This is a genomic window from Terriglobia bacterium, from assembly GCA_020072565.1.
GTDB lineage: Bacteria > Acidobacteriota > UBA6911 > UBA6911 > UBA6911 > JAFNAG01.
The window spans coordinates 130,572-156,660 of sequence record JAIQGI010000002.1 but is presented as its reverse complement, the minus strand read 5'-3'; the positions used below and the strand labels follow the sequence as shown (position 1 = coordinate 156,660).

Genomic DNA, 26,089 nt, shown 5'->3' with positions numbered 1-26,089 from the left:
AAAGGCGGCCGCGCTTGAGCCCTCGGACATGAGCCGTAATGAGGAAATTCCAGCCTGCCCCCTATTTGCGGACCGCCGGTGCCGACTGCCTCTCTGTTTCCTTCGCGGCAGGCGCCGCCGGCAGCTTGGCTCCGCACCAGGGGCAGAAAATCCAGGAACCCTTGGCTTCCTCCCCGCACGATGCACATTTCTTGCCGGGGAGCAGCGAATCCAGTGGCAAACGCCACTTGAATTCCCTGGTGCCGAGGAAGACACGGAAGGATCCCTTTTTCCAGGCATCCGCAATGAGCGTCCCTTCCTTGGTCCTGGTCGGAAACAGCACGAAATGCAGGTTCTGGCCCATATTCCCCAGCATATTGGCAACCATCGGCTTGATTATCTGCAACATGGTCTTCATGTTGGCACTCACGGCATCTTCCGCGAGCGGTATATAACTTTGTCCCTGGTTGTCCTTGATGACGATGCTCTCCCGGATGCTCTCTTCCGACTTGTAGGTGACGCTGCCGAATGTCCCGATTTTGCCGTCTACCACGGCCACCATTGTATAAGGTGAGAGCAGCTCGATGAATTCGTCGAGTTTAGCCTTGGTCATCTGGGAATTCACGGCCATGCTGGCTCGCCAGTAGTCCTCAGGAATCCACCAGACCATCGTTATATCCCCAGGGGTCCGCGCCAATTTCTGTGTCTCCTGCGTCAGCGCCGGCATGTCAATGACCCCTTGGGCAAGAGCCGGACCCTCAAGTGCCAGAATGAAAGCCAGAAACAGTCCCACTGCTGTCGGCCGTGTCACCCTGCCACTCATCCGCATCGTTGTGTATCCCATCTTTACCCTCCCCTCGTGCGAATTCAGCATGACTTGGGAAAATGCCCTATAACATATCGGTATTTCCTGCCCTTGGCAGCAGCCTCAAGAACGTGCGGTAGGCCGGAGCAAGGAATCTCGGGGACAGGCGGTGGAGTGCACCCCTGCTATGAGACAGAAAAAAACAGGGACGGAATATGGAGAGTGAGCAGGGGTAGGGAGTGTGGGGGAAGGGGAGGTTGCGCTGTCGCCCGGTTCCTCTCAAAAAACTCCTTTTGATAGGACCAGTCCGCCCACGTATGCATCATCCCGGGGAAGACCACGAACTGGCACAAGGATTGGACAGAACTGTAGGCTGCCTCGTAATTTGCCCATCGCCAGAATTGCTCTGCGCCATCACCGCCGAACGCCGCTTCAATCAACGCCACATCGGGATCGATGTAGGCTTTGTACCAGGGAACGATGTTTGAAGGATAGATTCTTTATCCGTGACTTCTTTGTTTTTTGCAAAGAAAGATCGTGAAGATCATGCTGCGATTTTGGCATGGGCTCTCGCAAAGTCGCGTTCTCGAAGATAGAGAGCTGTTCCCATGACGCGCCTGCCATAGAGAGTCACTCGCCACCGCCGGCTCCTCGGAAATTTGGCTATTAGACCATGAGCATGGAAACGACGGAAGATCCGGCTCACCTTGGAACTGGCCTTTTTTCGATCCTGACCGCAGGCACGCAAGTGCTGCGTTAATTGAAGCTTCGTCCGGATATCACGATTCGTGAAACCTCTCACGCAATGCTCTCCGTCCATCACCGCCCGGAATAATTCAGCGTCGCTGTGAGCCAGGGGATTGAAGGCGGAGCATCCCCGGCCCGCCGCATCCTTTTTACGAGTGGTGATACGATCAAGATCTCGTTTAGCGTCGGTAGGATCATCGACGACTGCCAGCGCATCCAGATAACGAGAATTAGCTTTCAGGGAGACCTCGCGATAGCGGAATAACCACGCGACCCCTTTGCGCATGTCGACCCATTCCATCCGAGTCTTGCCCTTGCGGGTCACTCGCTTGCGAACGCGGAATTCCTCGGGATTATTGATTACGGTTTCCACCCGAAGAACGAGACCGGCCTTGTCGTACATCTTGAGCCAGTTCTCTTTGACACGATGTTTGATCCTCGATCCGCCGATGCGGCGGCAGGCGAGGGTGGAGAGATCCGACACGATCTCTCCCTGGAAATTGCCGTTCAGTTTCCGTCCCAAGAAGTTCATGACTTCCTTGGCGCCAAAGCACAGTGTGCTGTGGCACAGTAATTGAGGATAGAGTTCGCAGAGGTCCCGGCGACTCTTAAACTGGATGTCGGTCGAGTATTCGCTTTGGGCGGTCACCCAATAGTACTGGAAGGAATGAAGAAGATCCCGCATCTGAGGGTTGACCCGCCGGGCATACCGGTTCAGGATTCGCGGCCAATCCAGGCTCTGAAAACGATCCGCGAATTTTTGGGCTCTCGTGATGTCGGAAACCGAAACCAAAACGTTGTCGAGCTTGCTGTAAGCAACATCATGGGCATCGAGCTTCCGTGCCAACCATTCATGCCCGTTGACGTAAACCTGAATCTGCATGGGAAACCAACTCTGGATCCGCACATGAATCAAGCCAAAGTCGCGGTCCATGAAATAGTAGTAAAAATGCAGGCACTTCCGGCTCGCAGATCTCACGAAACGACTGCCCGCAGAAAAACGGAGTGAGAAGGTACGGCAGGATTCCACGATCGAGAAAACACATACCAAGCCCTCTTCAATCCCGTCCCGCTCCGCCAATTCCCGGGCTCTTTCCTCCTTTCGGATATGCGACCGCAGGTATTCAAAACGCCGGTTGTATTTCCTGGCCATGGCAACCGCGTGGTCTTTGACTCGTTCGGAGTTTTGCAGCAAAAACCGCTTCAGACTGCTGCCATCCAGTTTGAGGAGGTCCAGGAATTGAGCCATGGCCCATCCGGACATCAGGGGAAGATAGCCGCGAAACAGCATGCGGTCGAAACAGGATAGTGTGCTATGAATGCGGTCTCCATGTTTGCGGAGGAACTCCTTCATGGACACACCTCCAACGGATCTGAGATCGATACCATAGGAACCAGAAACCGCTGGCAAATGGCAAGAGGAAACCGATATGAAAGACTTCCGGCAATTGAAGGTATGGCAGAAATCGCACCGGTTGGTGCTGGCACTCTATCGGATTACGGCTTCCTTCCCGCGTGCCGAAAGTTACGGTCTCACGCCACAGATTCGGCGCGCCGCAGTGTCGATCCCATCGAACCTTGCCGAAGGATGCGGAAGAGGCGCAGATGCTGAGTTGGCCCGCTTCTGCTGTATCGCGAGAGGTTCGGCCAGTGAACTAGAGTACCAACTGCTCCTGGCCCGAGACCTGAAACTGATCCAACCGGATGATCATGAACAACTCGATCAGCAGACTACGGAAATCAAGCGGATGCTGACGGTCTTTGTTCAGAAGCTGACTGCTGAAAGCTGAAGGCTGAGAGCGCGCGGCCACCACCAATCTCGGATACTTGGTTGCGGCCGCGGGCCGCGCTAGGCGAAATAAGCTGCCAATTTAGGGATCACGGGCTCGTAGGGATCCCGGCCGCAGCGTCTCCGCCTACTTCCGATATGGCGATCTTATGTCACCTTCCGGGGAAGCACCCCCTGGGATCTCTTCCGGGGCAGGATTATAACTCAAAACAGGACAGCGGGATGCCGAGTTCGGGAACAGCTGTCCATAGGCGGGAATGTGGAAACGGCAGTTCGGCTCGTCGCGCGAGGTCATCGGCCGGATGATGACGATCAATAATGCGAACTTCGTGATCGTAGGCGTCGTGCGCAGAGGATTCGCCGGAGTTTATGCCGATAGAATCACCGACGTCTGGCTGCCGCTCGGGCTTCGCCCCAGGCTTCTGCCGGGCGACCACAGCACGGATCGAAGGACCTTCTCCTGGCTGAACGCATGGGGCCGGCTTAATCCTGGGATGAGCATGGCTCAAGCCCAAGCGGCAATGGCTGCGTTGTTCAAGCGCACCGTTGATCCGGCTTATGCGGCAGGTTACCGGGCAGCGGCTCACCGCGAACTCGAAATGGTTCTGGTTCCTGTCGGCAAAGGACTGTCTCCCCTCCGCCGGGACCTTGGGCAGCCGCTCGTGTTTCTGATGGCGGTCGTGGCTTTGATCCTCCTGATCACTTCAATTAACCTGTCCAGTCTGCTGCTGACGCGTACCATCTCAAGGCGAATGGAAATGGCCATCCGGAGTGCACTGGGCGCTCCCAGGTCGCGCCTGGTTGTTCAGCTTCTTCTGGAAGGCTTCATTTTATGCGCCGGCGGCGGCGTCCTCGGGGTTCTGCTCGCGCAATGGATGACGCGCGCGTTGATCGCCTCCCAGCCGCGCATTGACCTGGCAACCACTCCCCTGGCAGCCGCTCTTGACGCCAATATCCTGCTCTTCGCCATTCTGATTACGGCGGTTGCAGGCCTGATCTCAGGTTCCGCGGCGGCAATTCACTGTTCCAGGCCGGATCTGACCGCGGCGCTTAAGGAGGAGCGGGCGCGCTCCTCACGCCGGGCACGGCTGTTCGGAATCCAGCATGCCCTGGTAATTCTTCAAATCGCTTTGTCGGTGGCTGTCCTCTCTGGAGCCGGCATGCTGATCAGAAATCTGGCGCACCTGTTCACAATCGATCCGGCAGCGGACGACACGGTGGTCGTGCGCGTCGATATGCCGGATGCAGGCGGCGCACCACAGAATGCACAGCGGTATCTGCAGCTTGCCGACCGATTGAAACACTTTCCCGGCGTCCGCGCGGTAAGCGCTTCCAACATCGCGGCATTTGACGGGGCGGCCGCGATGCAGACCCTCGTGCCGGAGGGCTACGAATCAAAGCCGGACATGCTGGCGGTGGATATCAACTTTGTCGGCCCCGGCTATCATGAGCTCATCAGCACGCCGATCCTGCAGGGCCGCGGGTTCACCGCAGCCGATCAGGCCGGTTCGCCGCCGGTCGCCATCGTCAACGCGGCATTTGCGCGCCTCTATTTTCCGGGGCAAAACCCGATCGGGAAAAAGCTCTGGTCGTCGAGATCCAAGACGTCCGGTTATCACGAAATTGTGGGAGTCGCAGCCGATCGCAAGTATCACAGCCTGCGCGAGGCCCCGACGCCTCACGTGGAATTCCCTGCCTTACGGGAGAGTGCGGCCCCAGGCAATCTGTATCTGCGTATGACAGGACGAAGCGATCTCCCCTTGCAGGCGCTCCAGGCTGAGCTGAGCGCCGTCGATGCGAGGATCAAAATCCTGCGGATCACCACGCTGGCGGAGATGCTCAGCAGATCGATCTCGACGGACAGAATGATTACACTGCTGATTTCGATCCTTGCGTCCATCGCATTCTCGATCGTCGTTATCGGGATCTACGCGATGATTTCGCACTCACTGAGCCAGCGCACCCGCGAGATCGGCATTCGCATTGCCTTGGGCGCTCCCTCCCGCGACGTGCTGATGCTCCTTCTCGCCGAGGGAGGCGCCGTAGCGCTCACCGGTCTTGCAATCGGGCTGGGGGTGTATCTGGCGTTGGCCCGCTTTATCTCCGGCCTGCTGTTCGAAATCCGCCCGACGGATCCGTCCACGCTGATCAGTGTGGCCCTGTTCGCCCTGGCCATTGCGCTATTGGCCAGCTATATCCCGGGGCGCCGCGTCAACAGGATTGATCCGATCAAAGTCCTCCGCTGCGAATGAGGCCGGCAGCAGGCACGCGAAAACTCCCTGCCGCAAATTGCACGCCACTGCAGTCGCCATACTTGGCCTTAAAAATCGCGGTTAAGGCTCGAATGGGCCTTCGCAGGTCCCTCATCTGATGGACGGATTCAGCTTTGCGTTGGTCCGATCCCGATTAGATTGAACCTATATCGAGCTCAGACAGTCTATTGTTCACAAAGTCAAAGAGTGTGGCGGACAATGCTGTCTCTGCGGTTCGGAGACATAAGGGCAGCCTGAAGACAGCGCCCGAAGTCTGCTTGCAGAGAGCCTAGTAATGACAGTGAGGCAAGTTATGTGCGGCGGCGGTTTCGTTCGAGTGGTTCTTGGGATCACGTTCGTGTTGTTTGTGAATTTCAATGGGCAGGCGCAGGACAGGCTGATCTCGACGATTGCGGGTCCTCTCCTGCCTGTGGATGGCTCGCTTGCCATCTCGCAAGGTTTGAATCCCACGGGAGTCGCGCCGGCGCCAGGCGGCGGCTTTTACCTGGCCAGCGGAGACCATAACAGGATCTACAGGGTCGCGGCCGACGGCAGGTTGTGGCTGGTTGCGGGCAGCGGGTTCATGGGGAACGCGGGCGACGGAGGCCCAGCCGCTTCGTCGAAGTTGAACTCGCCCCAAGGCATTGCGGTGGACTCCAAAGGAAATCTCTACATAGCGGATTATGCCAACCATGCCGTCCGCAGGATCGATCCCACTGGAGTCATCCAAACGGCAGCAGGCAACGGCACGGCCGGTTTCAGTGGCGACGGGGGGCCGGCTACCTCCGCTCAGTTGAATCACCCTTACGATGTCGCGGTCGATTCCGCAGGTAATTTATGGATTGCCGATCGCGGCAATTTCCGCATCCGCCGCGTCGATCCTGCAGGCATCATCAGCACGGTGGCGGGGAACGGCACTTCCGGCTACAGCGGCGACGGCGGCCCGGCCAACTCCGCCCAGCTGAGCACCGCTCGCGATGTTGCCGTCGACTCTGCCGGGATTTTGTATATCGCGGACACCAACAACCATCGCGTCCGGCGGGTGGATCCGGCCGGCGTGATCAGCACGGTGGCGGGGAACGGCACGAGCGACTTCAGTGGCGACGGCGGCCCGGCTGCCTCGGCAGGGGTGTCCGCCGAAGGAGTCGGGGTCGATGCTGGGGGTAATCTCTTCATCGCGGACGGAAGCCGCATCCGCCGCGTGGATTCGTCAGGAGTCATCACCACGGTGGCCGGAAACGGCACGAGCGGTTGGGACGGCGACGGGGGTCCTGCGACATCGGCGCAATTGAACGGTGCTGCCGACGTTGCAGTCGATTCAGCGGGCAATCTCTATATAGAAGACGTACGAAATCAGTGCATCCGTCGCGTGGACACCGCAGGAATAATCAACAGAGTGGCCGGAAACGGCACATGGGGCTATGAAGGAGACGGTGTGCCGGCCAATTTGGCACGGTTGTATAACGTCCAGAGTGTTGCCTTCGATGCGGCGGGCAATCTCTATATCGCGGACTTCAGCAATTCGGTCGTCCGCCTCGTGGATGCATCGGGCTTGATTCGTACCGTGGCGGGGACCGGCACGCCCGGATACAGCGGCGACAGAGGGCCGGCCACCGCGGCTCAATTGTATGGCCCGAAGGGTGTCGCCGTCGACGCAACTGGAAACCTCTATATCGTCGATTCGAGCTATCGTGTTCGCCGGGTGGATCCTTCCGGCGTGATCAGCACTTTCGCAGGAAACGGGAGTGCCGGATACCATGGTGACGGAATGCAGGCGGCCTACGCCTCGTTGTACCAGCCTTCCGCCGTTGCCGTCGACAGTTCGGGAAACGTATATATCGCAGACGAATGGAATCACCGCATCCGGCGCGTGGATTCCACGGGCCTGATCAGCACAGTCGCGGGAAATTCGGGCTATTCCGGAGGCTACAGCGGCGATGGCGGCCCGGCTATCTTCGCCGAGCTGAATCACCCATCCGGCATCGCGATCGACAAAGCCGGCAATATCTTCATCGCCGACACTTCGAATCACTGCATCCGCAGGGTGGATACCCGTGGAATCATCAGCACGGTGGCGGGAGACGGCACATTCGGCTACAGCGGCGACGGAGGTCCTGCCGCCCTGGCACAATTGAACCGGCCCTCCGGCGTCGCAGTCGACGACGCCGGCGATCTCTATATTTCGGACGCGGGCAATCACCGCATCCGCCTCTTGAATGCCGGAGGTGTCATTAGTACCGTGGCGGGCGATGGCACAAGCGGCTTCAGCGGGGATGGTGGACCGGCCACCTCAGGCCAACTGAACTTTCCCCGCGGCCTCGCCATCGATGCCGCGGGTGACCTGCTTATTGCGGACTACAGCAATCATCGCATCCGCAAAGTGACCAGCGGGCCGGGAATATCAATGAACTTCGCTGCGGGTGCAGGGGGCAGCGCGACTTCCAGTACAGCAGCACTGAATGGGCCGGCGCGGACCGGATACGCGGCGGCCGACATAAGCCTGGGGGCCGTTCCTTACGGTACCGCAGTCTTCGCCTTCAAGCAAAACGGAGTGACGGTCAGCGAAGCAGGCGTTCCCGCAACGCCGCCGACCACGGCGGCTCGGGTATTCATCGACTATCGTGCGGCCGCGGCGGCCGTTCCCGGCCGCATCAGCTCCGGCACGATCGACGTCAAAACAGGAATTGCCGTCGTCAATTGCGGATCTGTCCTGGCTAACGTCACCTACACATTGCGCGATATGGCCGGCGTCACCCTGTCGATCGGGCATGGAACGGTCGCCGCGAGGGCCCAGTTTGCCAAATTCATCGATCAGTTGGCGGAAATGGCGCCGGACTTTGTACTGCCTTCACAATTCCAGACCTCGGTGCAATTCGCCAGCCTGGAAATCTCCAGCGATCAGCCGCTCTCGATTCTCGCCCTGCGGATGACAACCAACCAGAGAAACGAAATGCTCTTCACGCCTGCTGCGGTGGCGGATCTCTCGCGGCCGGCCTCGGGCGAGGTGAGGTACTTTCCGCATTTTGCCGATGGCGACGGATATACCACGTCGCTCATTTTGCTCAACACGTCTGAACAAGACGAATCCGGAACACTCAGGATCCGGGACAACAACGGCAATCCCCTCGTCGTAAACCAAGCCGCTGGCACTGCCGGCTCGAGCTTCAGGTACTCGATCCCGAAAGGTGGCGCAGTCCGTTTTCAGACGGACGGATCCGCGGCAAACGGCAAGACAGGTTGGGTTCAATTGACGCCGGATCCGGGGACCGCGACACCCATGGGAGCCGGGCTGTTCGGCTATAATCCGGGCAACTACCTGCTGACGGAGTCAGGGATGACGGCGGTCGGTGCCACAACGCATGCGCGCATCTATCTGGACATGTCGGGAGGGCACAACACCGCCCTGGCGATTGTCAACCCAACAGACTCTGGTGCCAGTATCGGAGTGTCGGCGTTTCGCACCGACGGCGCCAGTGCAATAGGAACCAGCAAGGAGCCACTGCCGCTCCCCGCAGAAGGACACGATGCCAAGTTCGCCGATCAGTTGATTGCAGGGTTGCCGGCCGGATTCATCGGCGTGCTGGACGTCACCTCGACGACCCCTTTTGCAGCCCTCACCATGCGGTCGCTGGACAACGAGCGCAACGATTTCATCGTGGCGACGTTTCCCGTTGCCGACATGACCCGCGGCGCTCCGGCTCCCGTCGTCTTTCCGCAGATCGCGGACGGAGGCGGCTATGCGACTCAGTTCATTTTGATCGCCGCCGGCGGCCTGTCGAATGTGGCGCTCAACCTTTATGGCCCGGATGGCAAGCCTTTGCCTGTGGGGAAATAGTTCGGCGCTGATCGGGCCGCACCGAACGATCTGGATTGAAATCCGGATCTGGGATTTTTAGGATCCTTTCCGATGATCCCTAGAATGAAGTCTGCGGTTTCGGTGCTGGTGCTCCTCCTCCTGCTCGCCGTAGCTGTGGCGACGGGATTGAAGGGGGGCAGTCTTCCCCCGCGCCAGGGTCAGGCGGCTGCTGCGATGAGCCCTGCGGCGCCACGCTTCAACAGCGCACTTGCCGTCGGCGTCCGGCCGGGCACGCCATTTCTCCATTGCCTGGCCGTCAGTGGGGCGCGGCCGCTGAATCTCGCGGTGCGGCGGCTGCCGCCCGGCCTGAAATTCGATGCCGGCAGCGGCATCCTGTCCGGCTCGATCCGGAAACCGGGAGAGTACATAATCCAGGCGCACGCGGAAAACACGGCGGGCAAGGCCGAGGCTGAAATCCGGATCAGCTGCGGCGACCGGCTCGCACTGACGCCGCCGATGGGCTGGAACAGCTATGACGCCTTCGGCGATTCCGTCGTCGAATCCGAAGTGCTCGCGAACGCCGTGTGGCTCAAGGAGCATCTTCAGCCATTCGGATGGGACACCGTCGTCGTGGACTTCCGCTGGTACGACAGCAAGGCGGACGGGATTCGGGTCCAGAATCCCGAAGGAGTCACGATCGACGAATATGGACGGTGCATTCCACCGGCGAACCGTTTTCCCTCGGCCGCAAACGGGGCCGGATTCAAGCCGCTGGCCGACCGGATTCACTCGATGGGTCTGAAATTCGGCATTCATATCATGCGCGGCATTCCAAGAATGGCGGTATCGAGGAATCTTCCGATTCACGACTCGAAGTTCACCGCCTCCGAAGCGGTGCGCGGTCTCCAGGATCCGGCGCGTGAGTGCCGCTGGAACCGCGACATGTACGGAGTGGACGCCACCACGGCGGCGGGCAAGGCCTGGTATGCGGATATCGCCCGGCAGTACGCCGCCTGGGGAGTCGATTACATCAAGTGCGACGATATTGCCAATCTGGAGCGCGGCGCCGAGCGTTATCCCCAGGCGGAGGTGGAAGCTCTTGCCGAAGGGCTGCGGGCCAGCGGCCGTTCCATCGTGCTGAGCCTGTCGCCGGGCCCGGCCCTCCTGGAACGGGGCGAACACCTGAAACAATTTGCCCAGCTCTGGCGCATTTCCGGCGACTTCTGGGACAACTGGCGCGCGCTGGACCGGAATTTCGAGCTGCTCTCGTCCTGGTTGCCCTACGCCGGGCCCGGTCACTGGCCCGACGCCGACATGATCCCGCTGGGGCACATCTGCCAGAGGAACTGCGACGTCCGTCCGGACCGCTGGACGCGCTTCAGCCGGGACGAGCAGCTGACCCTCATGTCGCTGTGGGCCCTGGCGCCGTCGCCGCTGATGCTCGGCATGAACCTGCCCGACAACGACGACTGGACGACGGCGCTGCTGACGAATCCGGAGGTGCTGGCGGTGAACCAGGATCCCCTGGGCTCGGCGGCACGGCACGATGCCGATTCCCCCCGCAATGCCGACGCATGGATGAAGCCACTGGCAGACCGATCCTTCGCAGTCGGCTTTTTCAATCGAACCGATCAGCCCGCGAAACTCGAGGTGCCGTGGCGGCGTTTTGGATTTCCTTCGGATCCGCTGGTGCGGGATCTGTGGAACCGGAAAGATCTCGGCCGGCAGAAGCAGTTCGTCGCCGAACTGCCGCCGCATGGGTGCGCCTTGCTCCGAGTGAAATAAGCCCGCCTGCGCCGGAATCGGCTGGCAGACGGGTCCGGAATGAAGGCTCAAGCGGTCACTTCCTTGCGCAGATGGAAATCAGGCCCGCTCGTCAGAACACAAGAATCCGGACATCCACTCCGGTTTCCAAAATCAAAGCCACAGGTGCGGAGGGCTTTCGGAATCGAGGGCGGGATCGCCATTTGCTTCGTCAGCCTGCAAAGAACCGATTGCGATATCGATTGCTGTCCCTCAGATCAGAACAATGTTGACTTACCAATGAGCTGATTGGCAGATGTGACCTGGAATCACATGGGGAATGTAGCGACATGCTCTGCCGGATTTCACGTCCCGGGCTGCTCGAGCATGATCCTGTACTTGCAGCTCTTCTGGCCTCGGAGGATGGACTCTACCACTTCAGCGCGCGCCCGGGCGCCGGAGACCTCCGAGAACAACTTTTCGGCAAATCCTTCGGAGCAATAGCACAGGACTTCAAGGCCTGCGCCGGGGTTCTTTTGCAGCAGCGGACAAACACACGAGCTTTTGTTCTCGTTGATCTGGATGACACCCCTGTCCCGGTCGTAATCGATGACCCACCCCCATTCCTTGCGCAGGAACGCAAGGAATTCATCTAACTTGCCGCGGAATCGATCCACCGTTGCCTGCATCTTCAGGTCTTCGTAATGGGATTCGGAGCAGCTTTTGAGGATGCGCCTGGCGTACTCCCGGTCACCCATGGCAAGTTGGGGCAGGAGGGCCGCAATCCACTTTTGTGGCATCGTGGCCAGCTTGGGCGTTTCTGTCTGTCCTTCAGCGGACGCGGCTGCCCCGGGAACACTCGCCTGACCGACGCCACAGGCACAGAGTCCTGCCAGGCATGCCGTTTTCATGAAAGATCTGCGATCCGTGCTCATGGCCGCGCGATTATGCAAAGGGCCTCCTCCCTTGTCAATACTTAGTCGCGCGGGGAAGGCAGGATGGCTGCAGCAAGCTCGGGTTGCCACGGGCCATGCAGGCGGGTTCCGCCGTGACGATCACGCGGGGCCTAACCCGCGTCCTTGCCGACTCCTTCAAAAACGATCTAAGACTCGCTTCTGGGCAGTTTGAACGACTGCTTGATTCCAGCCCTGTCATGGTTTGGATCTGGCAACTAGCGGAACGAAAGCATTGCGTGCAATCATTCCCGCTCCAATCTCGATTGCGGCAACGATGGCAGCAACATAGGTTCCCCCATTTGGCGCTACAGTTGGCGTCGCTGCCATGCCATAGAGCCTAAGCGCTTCAAAATAAAGAGTGGCAGTAGCAAGGACCAGAACTAATGCGCTGACGACTGAAACAGGCAACAATCGTCTCGATGCCGGACGAATTATCCCAAACGCCCCAGGAACCAGTAGGGACGTTCCGCACACAATTGCAGCGATGCCCATGTTGTTCACTGCATTCGTGATGGGTCCCAATTGCGGACTGAGATCACCGGAAATCATTAGGCTTGCGATATCCGACAATCGAAAGCTGTTCCACTCCCAAGCCTTGGCATGGGTGACAGACAGATAGCGCTCACGCCAGACCCAAAAACACAAAATCAAGGCGAGAGCGCACATGCAGCGAACTGCAATCGACCGCTTCATGACCTCATATTCTCCCGGGCGCGCGGAAGATAACAAGGGATTCTTCGCATTCCCCGGCGCTATTTTCTCTGCAGCCATGCTTCGGGGACGGGGATGATGCAAATGTTCATCGACCGGTTGTCTTCGGAGAGCATCGCGGACTGGATTTCTACTCTCGTTCCATCCGGGCTGAAGGTGGGGTGAGGATGATCCGCCGCAGTCGTCTTGTGCCCGGCGGACAACAGGGCCATCTCATGGGTGCGCCGGTCGATGAGATAGATGTTTCGGGAAAAGTCATCGCCGACAGCCCAGCGACCGTCCTCCGATCCGTTCGCATGCCACAGCCCGCTGCCGGACGGCGTCTGGCCCACGATCATCATCTCCCTGGTTCTCAAGTCCACAATTCCAAGCCCGGTCGGTTTGGCACGTGTTCCCGACGGGCCCCACGACTTCTCCTGACCGGGATTGGCCGGATCGACCGGCATCTCGGGGGTGCCTATCCGGCGGTGCCCCATAATGGCGATGGCCACCTCGTCTTTGGTGATCACGGCCTCGTGCGTCACCCATTCATACTCCGATTCGGGGTACAGCGGCCGCAAGCCGCTGCCATCGGCCATGACCGTCCAGGTGCGCTGCGGAGCCTTGCCGCCGGTTTCCCAGCAGAACACGATTTCGCCCGGAACCCATGGATTGCTTTGCACGTGGCCTATCTGAAAAGGCACGGACACGATGTGCTTCAGTTCTCCCGTGGAGATCTTCATGCTCATGAGGGCTGCGGGGCCTGCGCCCATGTTGCGCGGCCCCAAGTTGGGCTCGATCTTCGTTCCCGGCGGAAGATGCTTCGCGGCTTCCTCCTTCCCGACGCGGAAATAGACGTAGTCTTCATCGGCATCGAGCGCCATGTCGCCGCCGGCGTCCAACTCGGCCGGTATGGTGCCGCAGACTCTCTGATACTGATCGGCCGCCTTCAGCTTGCCCGATTCGGAGTCGGCAAAGAGCCTTGCCAGGTCGATCTCGATCACCTGCATGGCGCCGCCGCGCGCAGGTCGCGTGCCGGTTCTCAGGATTCTCATCATGTAGAGCTTCATCGATTTCCTGGTGACGCAGAGCATGCCGGTGTAGCCCCCTTCCGATACCTGCACGATAACGCCGCCGGCTTCATTTACGGCCATGGCTTCGCCGCGGACACGGTTGGAGCGGAAGATGAGCCATCTGCCGTCGGACGTCCACTGGGGATGAGTCTGATAAATCTTGGAATCGCCCGCGGCTTTGCTGGTCAGAAAGGTCAGAACAGTTCCGGTCACAGGATCTTTGACCACTTTCTTCTCAGAAGGAAACCTGGTGCCGATCTGCGCCACGACCATGCCGGACGACAGAATCCAAGCCGGCATGACAAGGAAAACCATTCTTAATCGTTTTGTTTTCATAAGAGCACCCTGCCAGATGGGTTTCGCCAGGCTTGCATGATTCGGTTGAATACACTTCAACTTCTGGGCGAATGACACATCGGGCCGTCGGACATGGTGGACGGCGCTCTCCGCGAGACGCCCCTGGGCATCCTCAGTTTTACTTGAGTCGCTTGACCTTGAATCCGACGGGCACGGCGACGGCCCCGCGGATCTCGCCCGCGGCGATCTGGCCCGATTCTTTTGCGACCACATTCAGGCTTGCGGGACGAGGTACCGTGATGTCGCCGGAGGTATCATGAATGGTAAGCGGGCCTGTATCGTCCGCGCGTATCTGCCCGGAGGTATCGCGCACGTCCACGCTGCCGCCGATGCGCGAGAGGATGATCTCGCCGGCCTCGTTGTCAATCACGGCGTCGCCTTTCACACCGCTCAACCGCAGGTTGCCGCCGCGGCTGTGGATGCGCGCGGACGCGGCATCCACGATCGTCAGGTTGCCATTCGCATCGCGGATTTCGAGCATGCCCAGGCGGCGGAGGTCCATCTGCCCGGTTTCGCTTTCGATGGTGGTGATGCCCCTTACGCCGTCAATCTTGACGTCGCCGGATTCCTTGTGCATGCTGAGATTGCCGAGAAAAAGTCCCGTACCTGGTTATACTGTCCCTATTCTCCTTGTCATTCTCTTTTCCCGATGTCGATCTATCGGCGGGGACAGTATAACCTGGCACGGGATCCCTTATATTACCAGCAGGAAAGCATAGCGGTGCATGGCTTGGGAGTATCCCGACAGAACCTCGATCGGGTAATCGTAGCGCCTCACGGTGGAGAAGACATCCACCCCCATCGCTTCGGGAGAAGGCCGCGCCGACCGCGGCTGCCTGCATTCATCTCTCCGCCCCGGACAATCCTTGCAGATACAACAGCTGTCCATAAAGAGAAGGAATGCCTTCTCATACCCTGCCAAGAACACCGCCCTTTCGAGTTTCAGAAGTTTCTGGTTCACCTTCCTCGACCAGGAGTGGCGATCCTCGGGCTTCGCCACACGTTTTTCGAAATGCAGGATCACGCCCGTCTGGTATTCGTCAAAGAACTGCCGGCAATCCGCCACCGAGGGTACATTCGGGGGACAGGAGGCTGTTCTCCCGTACTCATCGCAGCCGAACATGCACTTCATCCGCACCCATTGTCCCACCACGATGTCCCTTGGATTCATCCATTTGAAGTCCGTAAACCCATGTTTTGTGATCAGCGCTTCCAGATCTGTCCGGCTATCCATTTATGACCCCTCTGATTTTCAAATTTCCTATGCTTCCGGCTGCGGATTACCCTTCTCTTTGCCCTAAATGCGGCCACTCCGTTCGCTCCCCGATGCGCCATGTTGGATGTCTCCTACCGTGCGCCAGGCAATCAGCAATCTTCTCCCATCGACGATCTGGCATACTGGTTGCTTAACAATGAACAAAGGATGATGTACGGCAAGCGGACTACACCTTCCCTATCCATTCCCCCTGAGATTTAATCCCAGTCAAATGGTTGGGCAAAGTGGACGAGGATGTATTTCGTCCGAGCATTCAATGCAAAATGACGGATTGCGGATCAACAGGCGGACTTGCGCCCTTCACGCGTTTCCTAATAGGCGAACTACCCGTCATTTTATCGTCGATAGTTGTTCTTTCGCGAAAGTTCACCCTCGCCTGCCCAAACGGCCAGTGTGGCGTTCGAAATTTTTTCATGGTTTGCTCTCTGCGGCGAGGTTTTCCTTATTTCACATCCCGGATCATCATTACATCGACATTTGACGTACCGCGGCTCAACACAAAACGCTTGCCGTCGCGTGATACATCGAACGAAAAAATGGAGTCCGTTTTGAAATCGGTGACCTGTTTGGGAGCGCCTCCGGCAATCGGCTGCTGCCAGATGTTCGATACTGCTCCTTCTGTCTTGATGAAATACAGAGAGCTCCCATCGGGACTCCAGCGCAGGACTCGCGGCATGCCGATATCGAGAAACTGGACGGGCTTTGCGTTTTCAGCAGACAAGATGGCGACGCAACGTTTGGGGCCTTGGACGTAATTCGCCGCGATTTTCGTTCCATCCGGAGAATACGTTGGAAAGAAAATGAACGCGTCGGATCCGGTGAGCCGGATGGAATCGCCGCCGTCGATCGGCACTTTGCACAAGGTCGGGAAATCGGCACTGATCTGATTGTAGATGATCCATTTGCCGTCCGGCGAAAAATCGGGGAGCGAGTCGCGGACGCCGCTGGTCAGCTGCTTCAGGTTGCCGCCGGCGATATCCATCCGCCAGACGTGCGCGTTGCCGGTCAACCGGTCCGAAGCGAAGGCTATAGAGCGTCCGTCGGCAGAAACTCGCGGGGACCCCGTTATCCGTGAATCCGAGGTCAACTGCTGCGAGCCGCTGCCGTCGGCGCCGGTGATCCAGAGTTCGCGGCCACCGGTCGCGTCGGAGGTGTGAACGATTCTTCCATCGGGAGTCCATGCGATTCCTCCGGTGCCGTCGTGCCGTGCCAGGCCCGATGTGATTTGTTGCGCCTGGAGCGGATTGTCCACGGCGACAATCCAGAGATTGGCAATCTGGTCCGATTGGATGGTGACAAGGGCGCTGGAGTCTGCTGTGGCGCTCAGGCCCCTGTAGCTGTTCAGGTCGTTGGTAATGCGGCGCAACTCACCGTTGGGGTAAGGAAAATAATAGATCTGCGAGTTCAGGGATGTTCGATCCACCAGGGATAGGACAAGTCCCCTGCCGTCCGCGAGCCAGGCTGCGCCGTAGACCTGGGTCCATTTCTCTTTCGTCAGGAGTTGACCTGGTCCGCCTGCAGCCGGAACCAACATAAGAACGTAGTAGTCCCCGGCCGGATCGTATGCGCCGGCGACGCAGAAGATGGTTTTTCCGTCGGGGGACCAGGAAATGCCGTACGGCGAAATGAATTCCGGGTCCACCTTCGACGCGACTTTGTGCTCGCCGGATCCATCTGCATTGGCCACGAAGAGGGCATACTCTTGAGCGCGGCGCCGTAGGAAGGCGATCCGCTTCCCGTCTGGTGAAAATCTGGAGGCGCTGTCAATGTTGACGAGGACCGGCCTGGGGGATCCGCCCAAGACCGGGATTTGGAACAGCGTGCCAACCCCGCTGTTCTCGGGGGTGGCAGTGTAGTATACGAAATTGCCGTCGGGCGAGAACGTCAGGCCGACGTAGGTACACCGGGCCGGAGGAACGATCCGGACATTGCTGCCGGTGACCACCTGGCGTATCCAGAGACTCTGGCCATCCGGTTCCAACTGTGCGTGCGCGACATAACGGCCGTCCGGTGAAATCGCGGCTTCGAATGCCTTGCCGGATGTGGTGAGACGGGTGATTTCCATGTGCCGATACGAATGAGCGTTTCGGTTTGGCGTCGACAACCAGAAATACAGACCCGCCCCGATTGCCAGCGCTCCAACCAGCGCTGCTGCTGTTACGATGTGACGTTTCCATCCTGAGGATTTAACCGGCGCTGCCGGAAGCACAGCGGAGCCGAGCGCAGCCCGCACTCCTGATTCGCTGTCGCGCCGCAGGCGTTTCAGTGCTGCCCTGATCTCGGCGGCCGTCTGGCAGCGGACCTCGCGGTCTTTCTCAATCGCACTGGCGATGATCTGGGCCATTGCAGGATGTACATTGCCTGGCGGGGGAGGAATGCGGTTGAGAATTGCGTCGAACGTGATTGCAGTCGTGGCGCCCAGGAATGGAGACACGCCAGTCGCCATTTCATAAAGTACGACGCCCAAGGAAAACAGATCCGTCCGGGCATCGAGATCTTCGCCGCGTGCCTGCTCGGGCGACATGTACGCGACCGTACCCATCGCCATTCCCGGTTTGGTCAGATGATCAGCGGAAGGCATGACTGTGGCTGCTGCCGTGTCCTGCATGGCGCCGGCCGGTTCCGTCCCCGTCACCTTGGCGAGGCCGAAGTCCATGATTTTGACCTGACCGCGATTCGTGACGAAGATGTTGCCCGGCTTGATATCCCGGTGCACGATCCCTTTCGTGTGCGCGGCGTCGAGCGCGTCCGCAATCTGAATAGCCAGATCGAGCAGTTCGTCGGATTTCAGCGGCTTGCCGAGAATGCGCTCCGCCAGCGTCTGCCCCTCCAGATACTCCATGACCAGGAACGGCTGTCCGCCTTCTTCCCCGACGTCGTGAACGGTGCAGATGTTCGGGTGATTCAATGCCGAGGCGGCGCGGGCCTCGCGCTGAAATCGTTCACGCGCGGTCGGATCGCGCCCCCACTCCTGCGGAAGGAACTTTACGGCTACCGTCCGGCCGAGGCGCGTATCTTCGGCCTTGTAGACGACGCCCATGCCGCCGGAGCCGAGTTTATCCAGTATGCGGTAATGCGAGATCGTGGATCCAATCATGGATAGTGTTATTTCTATATCGGGATTTCACAAAAATCCACCGCAAAGAACGAAAGAACGTGGACACCCATTGATTAAATGCAAATATTCCATGCGCGGACGACACAACCATCCAATGCGTGTCCAGCGTTTTGCAACAAGATAGGTGTGCAAAAAAACCGGATCCGACGCCACGTGAAATGCTGCCTGGCCGGGAAATACCGACGCATCAACGTGAGGGTAAGGTTTCGTCGCTGCGAGCGGTTTCTGCGCCAAATTTATCTGATGGATGCTCTGAAAGGAGACACACAATTCCCTTGGGACCGTGTGTCTCGCAGCGCAGGAGAAAACAAGGGGTTCAATGCCGCCGAACTGGATGAAAGGGACACCAACGGCCTGCAGGCGGCTCGGAATTTCGAGGAAGTCGCAAAGGGGAACAAACTTCCGATCGCCGGCATCAGCGATGCGCATGGCGTCGAAAAGGCGGAGAGCTTCGGGCGGTTCTACACCATCTGCTTTGCCCCGACGGCGGAATTCGCGGATATCAAGGCGAGCATCCTGGATTGCTGGTCGGTCGCGGTCGAGGCCATCGCCGCGAACCGGCCACGGCCGTTTGGGCCGTTTCGCCTCGTCAAACTGTCCCACTTCCTGCTGCGCGAGATCTTCCCGCAGCACGACGAACTGTGCCCGGCGGAGGGGGCCTCGATACTGCAACACGCGGCGGGCGATCCAGGCGCCGTCGCACAACTGCGGCTGATGCAGGGACAGGTGGCACGACTCTACGGCCAGTACTGGGGCAAATAACTCCTCATCGGGCGTGCGGAGCGGAAAACGCAATCCTCTCTCTCATTCACGGCCGCCCTCGCGTCCGCCCAATCGGTTGTGGCGTGCCTTTCGGATCGAGGACCGAATTCCCCTTTTTGATTGCACGGGGGCCGGGGCGGGCAACCGGGCTCTCTTTCCACGTCCACCAATTCAGTTTTTCGGGATCTGGGTTGGTTTCCGAGGCGAAATAGACCGCGCAGCGGAATACGTAGAGCACGCACCGGTCCAGGCGCAGTCCCGTTCGCTCGCAGAGGTCGAGGTAGAGCGATTCGGCGTTTCTCCCCCGGAGTTCTGCCACGTCATGAATTCCCAGGAGATACAGGTCCGAGGCGATCGAGGGACCGACTCCTGGGATCCGGGACAGATTGTCAATAACGGACTCCGGCGCCGTCCGGCGCATCAGTTCCCACGCCGGCATATCGTCCGGCAACGCGGCCACGCGGCTTGGCTTGATCTGAGCCATGGGGCGAATCCTCTGCGTTCATGGTTGAAATCGCGCGCCATTGCCGCCGCCCGCCGCGAGGGCTAGGCGCTGTCTCTCAGGATATTCGGTCTCGCTTGGGCGGAATAGGGAAAAACGGTCATTCTGCCGCGGCGCGGGCGAACGCAGCGGGGGTCCGGCCGGAGAACAGGCGGAACTCGGCAATGAGGTGGGACTGATCGGCATAACCGCAGTCGGCAGCCAGGCCAGCATGTTCGCCGGCTTCCCGCCGGACGCGCGCCAGAGCGTGCCGGAACCGCAGGACACGCGCCAGCAGCTTCGGCGACAGGCCGGTCCGGCTCAGGCAGGTTCGCTGGAACTGGCGCGGGCTCAGGCCGCACTCGCGGGCTAGTTCCCGGATCCTCACCGTGCCGCGTTGGGCCTCCATCCAGCCGACGGCGCACTGCAGCGGCGTCGTCCTCACGAGCGGCGTGATGGCGGCGGCCAAAAGCGAGATGCAGTCTTCGGACGAAGTGGCCTCGCCCAGGTGCTGGCGGAGCCTGCGAGCAGGGGCGCCCCACAGGTCTTCAAGGGACAGCACCTTGTCCGTAATCCGATCCGCGGGAACCCTCAGATGCTCCGTCCACATCGCCGGGCGAAAGCGCACGCCGATCGACACCTGCCCCGGCTGAATCGGAAAATCCTCGAACCGGGTCATGGCACCGACCGCGCCCAGAATCGGCTCGCCGGCGCCGTAAGAGAAAATGATGTCGGCGCATCCGTCGGGAACCACACGGTGGATCAAAGTACCGGGGCCGGTCTGCCGCAGCGTCCAGAAGCATTCAACAGTTTCGGCCAGATGCCGTTGAGGGGCTATTTCACAATATTCCATGGCGGCTCTCCACCCTTCGCTTCACAACCAGAATATATCAGGAACCTCAGTTTACCGAATAATTCCTGTCAGTTTTGCCTCTTCGTTTGTCCATTTCCGGGGCCTCGAAATGTCCGTTTTCTCCTATTCCCCTCCTGCACCGAACGCTACTCTTATGGTATGAAAATCACACCAGTGCTGTTGGTTGATCAGATTGAAAAGTCACTGCCTTTCTGGGTCGAGCGCATGGGCTTCGCCAAGAAAGTCGAGGTTCCCGACGGCGATCGCCTGGGCTTTGTGATCCTGAGCCGGGACAACGCCGAACTGATGCTGCAGACGATCGCGAGCGTGCGCAAGGATGAGCCCAAGTTCGCACCCCGGGGCGAGTCCAGCGCCGCCTCCCTCTTTGTCGAGGTGGACGATTTCGAGGACATTCTAAGGAGACTCGACGGCTACCCCGTCGCTATGGCCCCGCGGGACACCTTCTACGGGATGCGCGAAATCGGCGTATTCGAGCCGGGCGGCCACATCATCGTCTTCGCCGCATGGCTGAAGAAAGGCTCGTGAGCCCAGGTACGCTTCGGTGATCCGGCCCTGCGCGTTCGGGTCGTTGCCTGCCTTCAGTTTCAGGATGGGGAGGCAGATCGGTAGCCGCCCCGGCCGGATTCGCCTTCTGCCGCGGCCGGGGGTTCCGGCGCCGCAGGTTCCATGCGTTCGAGGAATCGGTTCGGAAAACAGTCCACCTCCTCGGCGCCGAGCGCGGCGGTCCGGCCGTCTCGAACGGCTTCCTCGTTACGCAGGTCGCCCTGCGGTCGCAACCGAGCGCCTGTCGCTTCTGCCCGACGGCAGGCTCCTCTATCACCTCAAACGCCGCTGGCGCGACGGAACCACCCACGTCATCTTTGAGCCCCTGGAACTCCTCCGCAAACTTGCCGCGCTTGTGCCTCCACCGCGGTTTCATCTGGTTCGCTACTCCGGCATACTGGCCCCGGCGGCCGCCTGGAGGCCCTTGATAATTCCTGATCAATCTGGCGCTATCCTTTGAATCTCCAGTACCGTCCGCTTTACGCCCGAGGGGCCGGCCGACGCGGTGGGCGAGGGCAGAGCACTCGGAAACCGCAATGGTGTTCAAACATGGCATTCTGAATATGCGCGGGCCAGGCAATTATGCGATTGGCAAGACCAGTCTTGTCACCCTATCCGGAGTATGCGACAAAGCCTGTCGTGATAGAATGACTTTACCGTGAGCATTGAAGAAACCAAGTATAGAGAAGGGCTTGATACACCCTAGAAGACGCCGTCGGGAGATGAGTGTGAGACAGCATCCGGAGCCGGTGCGGGGAGTGACCCCAGACCACCCGTAATCAAGAGACAGGGAAAGCCTGCATATGAACGACAAACGGCGCGTTGTTTCATGGATCAGTCTTGTTCTTTGTTGCTGCCTGCCGATATTCGGCTGGTTCGCGGACATTGATGCCGCTGCCGCTCAAGATGTGGCAAGGGAGATCGGGCCCTACCACGGCAGTTTCATCCCCGGAGGTCTTGGCCTGAAGAAGCCCTTCCTGCCGCAGGGTGCTCCGCTGGAAGCAGCTTCCGCGTGGTCGATGTATTGCTGGATCCGAAGCGAGGAGCCCCTTCCGGCACACACTCTGCTTGCCGGGTTCGGGGAACCCGGCGCCGACGGAGGCGCGCAGCGCTATCTCGCCGTGCTGGACGGCCAGGTTGCGTTCTGGACGGGCGCTGATCGTGTGTCCTCGCCGGCGACGTTGGATCCGGGAAAATGGATCATGCTGGCAGCCACTTTTGACGGTACGACAGTGAGGCTTTACCTCAATGCCTCAGAAATCGCCGTCAAGCCCGTGCAGTTGAAGCCGGCTGCCCCGGTGATGCAGCTGGCCCCACAACCTCTTCCGTGGCCTGATGGTGAACATTTCGGTGGCAAGATCGCGCAGTTCACCCTGACGGCTCGTGCACTTACGATCGACCAGATCCGAAGCTTGCTGTCCCAGACTGTACGCTTCGATGCGCTGCCTTTCGAAGCGGGTTCCAAGCCCTGGCCTGTTTCAACCCGCGCCACATCCGGACTTCGGGCACCGCAGGATCCCGCCACCTTGCCCAAATCTCTTGCGCCCGCCGATTCATCGGCGCCGATTCTAAATCTGCCGCCGTCATCCAAAACCGATCTCACAAACGGGAAACTTGTGCAACGCGGCACAAACCGATGGGCGTTGGTGGACGGGTGGCGTCTTGCCGAAGCACCCAAGGTGACGGCGGATGGAGCCGCAGTTTCCCGGCCGGAAGTCAATTCCGCCGGAAGAGATTGGCTGAACGCGATCGTTCCGGGCACGGTGTTGACGACCCTGATTGACCAGGGCAGGTATCCCGATCCTGACTATGGTTTGTACAACCTCTTCATTCCCGAGACGTTGAACAAGCAGGATTATTGGTATCGCATCCAGTTTAATCCGCCCTCAGCTCTCAAGAAACGTCGGCTGACGCTCAGCTTTGAGGGAATCAACTATGCCGCCGAGGCCTGGCTCAACGGCAGGCGTCTCGGCGAGATCAGGGGCGCCTTCATCCGCGGGATATTCGATGTCACCGGAATCATGGAGCCGGGAAGGCTGAATGCGCTGGCAGTGCGCGTGTCGCCGCCGCCCCATCCCGGCATACCGCATGAGCAGTCGGTGAAAGCCGGCGCCGGGCTCAACGGCGGCATGCTATGTCTCGACGGCCCCACATTCATCTGCACGGAAGGCTGGGACTGGCTCCCCGGAATTCGCGACCGCAATACCGGGATCTGGCAGGATGTCCTGCTCACGGCAACAGGAGCCGTGAAGATCGGTGATATTCAGGTTGTCACGGCCTTGCCGCTGCCGGACACGAGCCACGCCCTGGTGACTATCACAATACCTGTCCGCAACGAGTCGCAGGCAACCGTTGCAGGTGTACTGGAGGCGTCGTTCGAAGGTGTGAAGATCGCAAAAAAAATCACTTTGCGGCCGGGAGATTCATCGGTGACTCTCGCTCCCCCGGAGTTCCCGCAACTCTCCGTCACCGATCCGCACCTCTGGTGGCCCAACGGGTACGGGAGTCCCGAGTTGTATCACTTGAAAGTGTCGTTTACGGATGCACAGGGAGAATCCGATACCAGGAGCTTGCGCTTCGGCATACGCGAGCTTACCTATGAGCTGACTCTCCTCGACAAGACCGGACGCCAGCGCCGCATCGAATATGCGCCCACCGCGGCGCAGGGCGTGCATATCGTCGATGTGCGTTACGAGGCCGCGCTGGAATCGGCGGCCGGCTATGTCTATTCCCTCCTTCCGGGGGCCGAGTCATCGCCTGCGGTTCGGATGCTGGGTGACTGGCGAGCTTCTCCAAATCTGGTCGTCAGAGTCAACGGCGTGCGCATTGCATGCAAAGGCGGGAACTGGGGCCTGGACGATTCACGCAAGCGCGTCTCTCGCGAACGGCTCGAACCCTATGTCCGTCTTCATCGGGATGCGAACTTTACCATGATCCGCAACTGGTGCGGCCAGAGTACCGAGGAAGCTCTCTACGACCTCTGCGATGAATACGGCCTGTTGATCTGGAACGACTTCTGGATTACCACACAGGACTCCAACCTCGATCCCAGCGATACGGCCCTGTTCCTCGCCAACGCGCGCGATACCCTGCTGCGATTCCGCAATCACCCTTCGGTTGCCTTGTGGTGCGGGCGCAACGAGGGGGTGCCGACTCCGGCCATCAACGACGGCCTCGACGACCTCATCCGCGGGTTGGACGGCACCCGCTGTTACCTGCCCAACTCGCGGCTCATCAACCTGGCACCGAGTGGCCCGTGGAATCACGGCGAGCCGATCGAATTCTTCACGGTGCGCGCCCGCGGATTCTCCACGGAGCTCGGCCTGCCGTCGCCGCCCACCATCGAAGCACTCCGCACCATAATGCCCGAGTCCGATCTGTGGCCGCCGAATGACACATGGGCTTATCACGACTGGCACTCGGACGGCGGCGGCCGCGTGGCGCCCTTCATGACCTCCATGGCGCTGCAGCTGGGCGCTCCTGCCAACCTGGAGGATTTTGAGCGCAAGGCGCAAATGTTCAACTATGTTGATCATCGGGCCATGTTTGAAGGCTTCAACGCCCACCTCTGGGCCCCGAACAGCGGCCGCCTTCTCTGGATGAGCCAGCCTGCGTGGCCCAGCATGAGCTGGCAGCTCTTCAGCCACGACTACGACACGCACGGGACGTTCTATGGCGCGAAAAAGGCCTGCGAACCGGTTCACGTCCAGCTCAACCTCCCGGACCTCAAGACCATGGTTGTAAACAACACCACCAGGCCGTTGGAAAACATCTCCCTGACGGCTCGGGTATTTTCTTTCGACGGTGAGCCGGCCTTCACTCGGAGCGCGCGGCTCTCCGTTGCACCGGGCACGGCTGTCGAGAGCATTTCTATCGACCTGCCGAAAGAGGTTGTCGCGGATGTGTCGTTCATCGAACTGGAACTAAAGGACGCCGGGGGTGTGCTGCTGTCGGAGAATTTCTACTGGTATGCCGAACAGCCGGCAACTTTCCGGAAATTGAACGAACTGCCGGTGGTCACGGTAGCCGGCTCGGCAACCCTGAAGCAAACCGGCGATTGGGTCCGGGTCACCATCGATCTGACGAACCAGGGAGCGAGCGTCGCATTGATGAACAAAGTGACGCTGCGTCACGCCAACGCCGCCGGGCGGGTGTTGCCCGCTTACGCCAGCGACAATTATGTTTCATTGCTGCCCGGGCAAAGCCGCAGGATCGAGGTGGAGTGCCCGGCCGGCGCAGTCCACGGGGAACTCGAGATCGGGCTGGAGGGGTGGAACACGCGTCCCGTCTCAATACTCTGCATAAAAAGCTCAACGCCGAGGACGCAGAGAGCGCGGAGATGAGGCTATTCAATAACGGAATCTGCAGAGGAGCGGGCTTCCCCTATGGAAGAACATTGGCAGTGGCGGATGAGGATGGCCAGGCACATCGCCGCCGAGCTGGACCGGGAGAAATTCGCTGTCGTGGCGCTCTACCTGTTCGGGAGCACCAAGAATGCCACCGCGGGCGTGGGGAGCGACATCGACATCCTGGTTCACTTCCGGGGTTCCGCCGAACAGGAGAAGGAATTGCGCAGCTGGCTTGAAGCGTGGAGCCAGCGCCTAGCGGAAATGAATTACCAGCGTACCGGTTACCAGTCGGACGGTTTGCTGGATGTTCATCTGATCACAGATGCGGACATCGAAAACCAGACCAGCTATGCGGTGAAAATCGGAGCGGTTACAGATGCCGCCATGCCGCTTCCTCTGAAAAGCGCCGTCTCGAACTGAAGCTCACCCTCTACGTTTCTGGCGTCCGGGTGCCTCGGCGGAGAACGGAAGGCAGCAAGATCCGCCGCGATGTGCAAGG

The 26,089-nt window shown here is 59.7% G+C and carries 19 protein-coding genes; 9 read left to right on the top strand and 10 right to left on the bottom strand.

The genetic code is table 11. The annotated features are described in order from the left end of the window. Positions 1-61: 61 nt before the first annotated feature. Positions 62-823, bottom strand: coding sequence for a zinc ribbon domain-containing protein (locus LAP85_01715; protein MBZ5495094.1), 762 nt, complete (start codon positions 821-823; stop codon positions 62-64). A 505-nt stretch (positions 824-1,328) separates the two neighbouring features. After that, positions 1,329-2,885, bottom strand: a complete 1,557-nt coding sequence (locus LAP85_01710) for a hypothetical protein (protein MBZ5495093.1) — start codon at positions 2,883-2,885, stop codon at positions 1,329-1,331. A 76-nt stretch (positions 2,886-2,961) separates the two neighbouring features. On the opposite strand from LAP85_01710, the gene LAP85_01705 reads away from it, so the two are divergent. The 4 genes from LAP85_01705 (at position 2,962) to LAP85_01690 (ending at position 11,153) form a co-directional block, all read left to right on the top strand. Then, the gene (locus tag LAP85_01705; GenBank protein MBZ5495092.1) at positions 2,962-3,321 is read left to right on the top strand and encodes a four helix bundle protein; all 360 of its coding nucleotides are present in this window, start codon (positions 2,962-2,964) and stop codon (positions 3,319-3,321) included. Positions 3,322-3,577: 256 nt separating this feature from the next. Next, on the top strand, positions 3,578-5,572 hold the full coding sequence (locus tag LAP85_01700; GenBank protein ID MBZ5495091.1) for an ABC transporter permease: 1,995 nt from the start codon (positions 3,578-3,580) through the stop codon (positions 5,570-5,572). A gap of 295 nt (positions 5,573-5,867) precedes the next feature. Next, positions 5,868-9,407, top strand: coding sequence for a hypothetical protein (locus tag LAP85_01695; protein MBZ5495090.1), 3,540 nt, complete (start codon positions 5,868-5,870; stop codon positions 9,405-9,407). Positions 9,408-9,479: 72 nt separating this feature from the next. Then, complete coding sequence (locus LAP85_01690) at positions 9,480-11,153, top strand: alpha-galactosidase (protein ID MBZ5495089.1); 1,674 nt, start codon at positions 9,480-9,482, stop codon at positions 11,151-11,153. A 323-nt stretch (positions 11,154-11,476) separates the two neighbouring features. On the opposite strand, the gene LAP85_01685 is transcribed toward LAP85_01690, so the two are convergent. The 6 genes from LAP85_01685 to LAP85_01660 form a co-directional block, all read right to left on the bottom strand. Next, entirely contained in the window at positions 11,477-12,022 is a 546-nt protein-coding gene (locus LAP85_01685; protein MBZ5495088.1) for a hypothetical protein, read from the bottom strand. A 240-nt stretch (positions 12,023-12,262) separates the two neighbouring features. Further along, on the bottom strand, positions 12,263-12,760 hold the full coding sequence (locus LAP85_01680; protein MBZ5495087.1) for a hypothetical protein: 498 nt from the start codon (positions 12,758-12,760) through the stop codon (positions 12,263-12,265). A 59-nt stretch (positions 12,761-12,819) separates the two neighbouring features. Continuing rightward, entirely contained in the window at positions 12,820-14,166 is a 1,347-nt protein-coding gene (locus LAP85_01675) for an oligogalacturonate lyase family protein (GenBank protein ID MBZ5495086.1), read from the bottom strand. 139 nt (positions 14,167-14,305) lie between these two features. After that, on the bottom strand, positions 14,306-14,764 hold the full coding sequence (locus LAP85_01670; GenBank protein MBZ5495085.1) for a DUF4097 domain-containing protein: 459 nt from the start codon (positions 14,762-14,764) through the stop codon (positions 14,306-14,308). Between the two features lie 117 nt (positions 14,765-14,881). Further along, the gene (locus tag LAP85_01665) at positions 14,882-15,421 is read right to left on the bottom strand and encodes a DUF2284 domain-containing protein (GenBank protein ID MBZ5495084.1); all 540 of its coding nucleotides are present in this window, start codon (positions 15,419-15,421) and stop codon (positions 14,882-14,884) included. Positions 15,422-15,905: 484 nt separating this feature from the next. After that, positions 15,906-18,560, bottom strand: coding sequence for a protein kinase (locus tag LAP85_01660; protein ID MBZ5495083.1), 2,655 nt, complete (start codon positions 18,558-18,560; stop codon positions 15,906-15,908). Positions 18,561-18,734: 174 nt separating this feature from the next. On the opposite strand from LAP85_01660, the gene LAP85_01655 reads away from it, so the two are divergent. Further along, positions 18,735-19,343, top strand: a complete 609-nt coding sequence (locus tag LAP85_01655) for a hypothetical protein (protein MBZ5495082.1) — start codon at positions 18,735-18,737, stop codon at positions 19,341-19,343. Between the two features lie 46 nt (positions 19,344-19,389). Here LAP85_01655 and LAP85_01650 read toward each other — a convergent pair whose 3' ends face one another. Then, entirely contained in the window at positions 19,390-19,764 is a 375-nt protein-coding gene (locus LAP85_01650; protein MBZ5495081.1) for a helix-hairpin-helix domain-containing protein, read from the bottom strand. Between the two features lie 181 nt (positions 19,765-19,945). Then, positions 19,946-20,677, bottom strand: a complete 732-nt coding sequence (locus LAP85_01645) for a helix-turn-helix domain-containing protein (GenBank protein MBZ5495080.1) — start codon at positions 20,675-20,677, stop codon at positions 19,946-19,948. Positions 20,678-20,836: 159 nt separating this feature from the next. Here LAP85_01645 and LAP85_01640 point away from each other — a divergent pair, with 159 nt between their 5' ends. The 4 genes from LAP85_01640 (at position 20,837) to LAP85_01625 (ending at position 26,010) form a co-directional block, all read left to right on the top strand. Further along, positions 20,837-21,223: a VOC family protein gene (locus LAP85_01640; protein ID MBZ5495079.1), complete on the top strand. Its 387-nt coding sequence runs from the start codon at positions 20,837-20,839 to the stop codon at positions 21,221-21,223. Between the two features lie 64 nt (positions 21,224-21,287). Then, positions 21,288-21,701, top strand: coding sequence for a transposase (locus LAP85_01635; protein MBZ5495078.1), 414 nt, complete (start codon positions 21,288-21,290; stop codon positions 21,699-21,701). A 343-nt stretch (positions 21,702-22,044) separates the two neighbouring features. Further along, on the top strand, positions 22,045-25,584 hold the full coding sequence (locus LAP85_01630; protein MBZ5495077.1) for a glycoside hydrolase family 2: 3,540 nt from the start codon (positions 22,045-22,047) through the stop codon (positions 25,582-25,584). A gap of 66 nt (positions 25,585-25,650) precedes the next feature. After that, complete coding sequence (locus LAP85_01625; GenBank protein ID MBZ5495076.1) at positions 25,651-26,010, top strand: nucleotidyltransferase domain-containing protein; 360 nt, start codon at positions 25,651-25,653, stop codon at positions 26,008-26,010. Positions 26,011-26,089 lie beyond the last annotated feature (79 nt).